General features: G+C 62.7%; 4 protein-coding genes and 1 pseudogene. 2 read left to right on the top strand and 3 right to left on the bottom strand.

Going from position 1 to position 5,118, the window contains the following annotated elements; genetic code table 11:
* Positions 1 to 60: 60 nt before the first annotated feature.
* A pseudogene (locus PG887_RS21680) lies at positions 61 to 1,005 on the top strand (MFS transporter); the annotation flags it as partial.
* Positions 1,006 to 1,109: 104 nt separating this feature from the next.
* Here PG887_RS21680 and PG887_RS21685 read toward each other — a convergent pair.
* From PG887_RS21685 to yqfB, 3 genes are all read right to left on the bottom strand, one after another.
* Positions 1,110 to 1,496 carry a DUF1622 domain-containing protein gene (locus PG887_RS21685; RefSeq protein ID WP_010673839.1) on the bottom strand — a complete coding sequence of 129 codons (387 nt, stop codon included), beginning with the start codon at positions 1,494 to 1,496 and terminating at the stop codon, positions 1,110 to 1,112.
* 61 nt (positions 1,497 to 1,557) lie between these two features.
* Positions 1,558 to 2,478 (bottom strand): alpha/beta hydrolase, encoded by a 921-nt coding sequence (locus tag PG887_RS21690; protein ID WP_270822888.1) that lies wholly within the window; start codon positions 2,476 to 2,478, stop codon positions 1,558 to 1,560.
* An 87-nt stretch (positions 2,479 to 2,565) separates the two neighbouring features.
* Positions 2,566 to 2,898, bottom strand: a complete 333-nt coding sequence (gene yqfB, locus PG887_RS21695) for a N(4)-acetylcytidine aminohydrolase (protein ID WP_041215617.1) — start codon at positions 2,896 to 2,898, stop codon at positions 2,566 to 2,568.
* 270 nt (positions 2,899 to 3,168) lie between these two features.
* Between yqfB and PG887_RS21700 the strand changes: the two genes are divergently transcribed.
* Positions 3,169 to 5,001 carry an SLC13 family permease gene (locus tag PG887_RS21700; RefSeq protein ID WP_042878180.1) on the top strand — a complete coding sequence of 611 codons (1,833 nt, stop codon included), beginning with the start codon at positions 3,169 to 3,171 and terminating at the stop codon, positions 4,999 to 5,001.
* Positions 5,002 to 5,118 lie beyond the last annotated feature (117 nt).

The following is a 5,118-nucleotide window of genomic DNA, read 5'->3' on the forward strand; positions in this document are numbered from 1 at the left end:
CAGGGCGGTGAAGATATCAAAGACCCGTTTTCCGGTAAATCGCAATGCGGCTCCGCTTAAGTGAACAGCATTGCGCTGCTCGGTGGCTATTTTACCGAGCAGCTCAGCTGGCGCTGGATCTTCTGGATCAATCTGCCTCTCGGTGCCATCGCCCTCTGGCTGGTGAACCGCAATCTGGGTCACCTCAATGTGCGTCGCCACAGCCGCTTCGACTGGAAGGGAGCGGCACTGCTCATTACGGTCACCACCCTCACCCTGTTGCTGCTCTCGCCGGAAGCGGCCTTGCCCGCCGTCTGGCTCGCGGCTGCGCTGGGGGTTGCCCTGTTGCTGCTCGTCCTGGCTGAGCGGCGGGCGCACGACCCCATACTGCCAGCCCACCTGGTGCGCCTGCCGGGTTATCTGGTGAGCGTGCTGCTGGCGCTGGCCTCGCAGTTGCTGATGTTTGCCGTGCTGGTCTACCTGCCGTTGCAGATGCAGTGGCAAAAGGGGATGAGCGCCAGTGACAGTGGCGAGATCATGGTGATCTTCATGGTCTGCATCACGGCGGGGGCCTTCGTCGGCGGCAAGCTCATCGGTCGCACCGGTCACTACAAGCGTTTCGTGGTGGTGGGGTTCGCCCTGTCGGCGCTGGCGCTCTGGCAAATCCACTTCGACCTCTGGGCCAGACTGGGACTGGGGTTTGCCGGATTGGGGCTGGGTCTGGTGCTGCCGGCCCTCTCTGTGGTGGTGCAAAATGCCCTGCCACGGGAGGATCGCGGCATCGGCATGTCTCTGTTCAACTTCGGCCGTGAGCTGGGGGGCGCGGTTGGGGTCGCCATCTGCGGCGTGCTGTTCCACTCCGCCCTGCCGGCAGGCAGCAGCCCCAATCTGGCCAGCCTGAGCCCGGCCGAACTGGCACCCAGTTTCAGCGCCACCTATATCGGCATGGCGCTGATCGCCACCGCCGCCCTGCTGGTCACCTTGCTGGCATTGAAGCGCCACGAGCTGGCCAGCAAGCACGTCTGATAGTTGCTATCGGATACAAAGAGGGCTCCCCGCGGGGAGCCCTCTTCATGGGATCAGTCTGGTGCCTTTCCTTCCGTGTCGTGGCCTTGTGCCACTCAGCCCGCTCATCGGGCGTCGGGGCGGGAAGGTGACCTGACAGGCTCGGGTTGCTGGCGCTCGGCCTGGGCATCGAGCTCCTTGCCGAGGAAGTAGTTCAGGAAGGTGCGGATGACCGCGATGATGGCGAGGCGCACCAGCTCCTCCTTGCTCGGTGCCACTGTGGTGGCCAGGATGTCGGCGGCGAGCTGGAACTCCAGCGCCAGGATAAGCCAGCTGCCGAAACAGAGCCGGATACGGGGAAAGCCGGGCTCGTGATCCCGTACCCGCGCCGCCAGCCAGAGGGTCTTGCCAAGGCCGATGACCACGCAGGCGATGGAGATGATCTCCAGCAGCAGCTGGAACAGCTCCACCCCGTGCATCATGCCCTCTTTCAGGCTCGCTATCTCGAACACTCGGGTTACCTCCCTGATTCAAAAGAGACACTTTTAACACGGCTTGGGGGCCGGTTCCAACTCAGAGTCTTCTGAGCATCATGGCTATCTGGTCGATGAGCTGACGAGCGGCAGGGCTGATGGCCGCCAGTTGGAAGTAGCCATGGATGACGCCATGCTGCCGCTGGCAAGTGGCATCGACGCCAGCCTGCACCAGCTTGCCATACAGGGCTTCCCCTTCGTCGCGCAGCGGATCATATTCCGCCGTGACGATATGGGTCGGCGGTAATCCTGACAGGGCGGGATGGTGGAGCGGGCTGGCTTCGGGATGGCTGGGGGGCAGGCTGCCCAGGTAGGCGTGAAAACCGCTTGCGAGCATGTCCCGGGTGATGAGGTAGTCGTCACCGAGATCGCGGTAGCTTTGGCTCTCGCAGAGGGCATCCAGCATGGGATAGAGAAGCAGCAGGGCCTTGGGCAAGGGGGCGTTGGCAGCCTTGAGCCGCAAGGTGGTGATCAGGGCGAGATGACCCCCTGCGCTGTCGCCAGCAATGGCGAGACGTGCCGGATCCCCATGCCATTTCTCCACCTCGGCCATGATGGCCCGTGTGGCGGCCAGCGCATCGTCGTGAGCCGCAGGATAGGTGTGTTCCGGGGCGAGGCGGGTGTGTACGGCGAAGATCAGGGCTCTGGCCCGGTTGCACAGCATCCGCATCTGGCGATCGTGGGTCTCGAAATCCCCGCTGACAAAACAGCCGCCGTGAAAATAGATCAGCACCGGATACGCGGGGTTCGGTTTGTCTGCGGGCCGATAGCAGCGGATGGCGTGGTGATCGGCCTGCCATTCCTCGATGGCGCCCACCTCTTCCCGCTCACCGCCCAACAGGGCAGAGGCTAGGTAGCCGTCACGGCGCGCCTGCCAGCTCAGCTGGCTCGCCTTGGGACGACCTGCGGCGATGAAGTCTGCCACCATGGCTGCGATGGCCGGTTCGAGTTGTTTTTCCATAAGACACCAATGACTGTATATAAAAACAGTCATTGTGCGCTTTTGGCCCGTGAGCGCAACCGGCGTTAGCTGAGGCAGCTCACAAAATCAGGCTTCAATCAGCACGAATTCAATCACATAGAGGGGCGGCAGTGCGGGGTAGATATCGCGGATCACATCTTTAAGCTCGGGGAGGGTCATGTTCTCCTGACGGGCGTGCTCGTCGCTCAGCGCCTCGAAGGCGACCGCCTTGACCGAGATGACCTCAATGGTGCCAAAAGGCTGGTGTTCCGGGTTGGTGAACAGGGCCAGACGCTGGCCGGGCTGCCAGTTTGCCTCGCTCTCGTCGCGGATGGTGATGGTCTTTCGGCCAGCCTGGATGTCGGCGACAAAGCGGCTGAAGAAGGTGAATGCCGGGTAGGCCGGGGTGTGCTGGGTCATGTCGTCTCCGAAGGGCAAGGAGTGAGAGGGCGGCTCAGGCCGCGGCGGGCCCATTTTAGGAGGGGCGGGGGGAGCGTGCAGCACTTTTTACCCCGACATGTGAAGGGCGACCGACTGCGTTCACTGCTCGGTAAAATGGCCGCAACTGAACCTGGATGTGAGATGATGCGGCCTCCTCTTTCTTGATATGTAACAAATCAGGGGGACGGGCTCTGTGGTCTGATGGCGTCCGGGGCCGGCCGTGGTTGACGTTGAACAAAAGGAGCAAGTGTGAATTCCGAGTTGATCTGGGTGCTCAGCATGCTGGTGGGTGCCATTCTCCTGTTTATTACCAACAAGGTCCGCATGGACGTGGTCGCCTTGTTGATCATCATCCTGTTCGTGTTGAGCGGCACCCTGACCCTGCCGCAGGCGCTGGCAGGATTCAGCGATCCCAACGTCATTCTGATTGCCGCCCTGTTCGTGGTGGGGGAGGGGCTGGTGCGTACCGGCATCGCCTATCAGGTGGGAGATGCCCTGGTGAAGGTGGCCGGCAGCAGCGAAACCCGCATGCTGGTGCTGCTGATGGTGGCGGTGGCGACCCTGGGGGCCGTGATGAGTTCGACCGGGGTGGTGGCCATCTTCATCCCCGTGGTGCTGAGCGTGGCGAACCGGATGGGGATCCCGGCGGGCAGACTGATGATGCCGCTCGGCTTTGCCGGCCTTATCAGCGGCATGATGACGCTGGTGGCAACCCCTCCCAACATGGTGGTGAACAGTGAGCTGATGCGGCACGACATCCAGGGGTTCGGCTTTTTCGGCTTCACCCCCATGGGGGTCATCATTCTGGGGATGGGGATCCTCTATATGCTGCTGATGCGCACCTCCTTGGTGCGTGAAGGAGAGGAGGGCAAGGGCAAGCAGATGGGACGCAGCACCATGCGGGATCTCATCCGTGACTACCGGCTGGCCGGGCGAGCACGCCGACTGGCGATCCGGCCCGATTCCCCCCTGATCGGCCAGACCCTGGACGAGCTGCAATTGCGTGCCCGCTTCGGGGCCAACGTCATCGGGATGGAGCGCTGGCGCAAGTTCAGGCGGGTGATGGTCAGTGTCACCGGGGTGACCGAGTTCCAGGCCAAAGACGTGCTGCTCATCGACATGTCGGATCCCGAGGTGGATGTGCGGGAGTTTTGCAGCGAGGCGCGGCTCGAGCCCATGATATTGCGCGGGGAGTATTTCTCCGACCAGGCGCGGGAGGTGGGCATGGCGGAGGTCTCCCTCATCCCTGGCTCCCGGCTGCTCGGCAAGAGCATCCGCGAGGTGACCTTCCGTTCCCGTTACGGCCTGAGCGTGGTGGGGATCCGCCGGGATGGAGAGGCGCTGACCGGCAAGCTGGTGGACGAGGCGCTGCAGATGGGGGATACCCTGCTGGTGGTGGGGAACTGGAGCCTCATTCGTCAGTTGCAGACCCATCATCGCGATTTTCTGCTGCTGGGCCTGCCTGCGGAAGTGGACGAGATGGCGCCGGCCCGCAGCCAGGCCATTCACGCCCTGATTGCCCTCGGGGTCATGATAGTACTGATGGTGACGGATCCCGTGCCCAACGTCATCGCGGCGCTCATCGCCTGCCTGCTGATGGGCAAGTTCCGCTGCATCGATCTGGAGAGTGCCTACAAGTCCATCCACTGGCCGACCCTGATCCTCATCGTGGGCATGCTGCCCTTTGCCCTTGCATTGCAGCAGACCGGCGGGGTGGATCTCATCGTCGGCGCGCTCATCTCGGCAGTGGGGGAGATGGGCCCCAGGGTGATGCTGGCCAGCCTCTTCGCGCTCTGTGCCGTCATCGGGCTCTTCATCTCCAACACGGCGACGGCGGTGCTGATGGCGCCCATCGCGCTGGGTACGGCCCATCAAATGGGGGTGTCGCCTTATCCCTTTGCCATGACCATCGCCATCGCCGCCTCGGCAGCCTTCATGACGCCGGTCTCGTCGCCGGTCAACACCCTGGTGCTGGGCCCGGGCAACTACAAGTTCATGGACTTTGTGCGCATCGGCGTGCCCTTCACCTTGCTGGTGATGGTGGTGAGCGTCATCGCCATCCCTTGGTTCTTCCCGTTCTGACGACAGAAAATTATATGGCGGCCTGCGGGCCGCCTTTTTATTGGTTCTTCGCGGGATCTTGGGGAAGTGGAAGTTGACAGACAGGGTGCTGGTAAACTGGCTGTCTCCAAACACACC

The sequence above is a fragment of the Aeromonas sp. QDB14 genome (assembly GCF_027707845.1).
Classification (GTDB): Bacteria; Pseudomonadota; Gammaproteobacteria; order Enterobacterales; family Aeromonadaceae; genus Aeromonas; species Aeromonas caviae.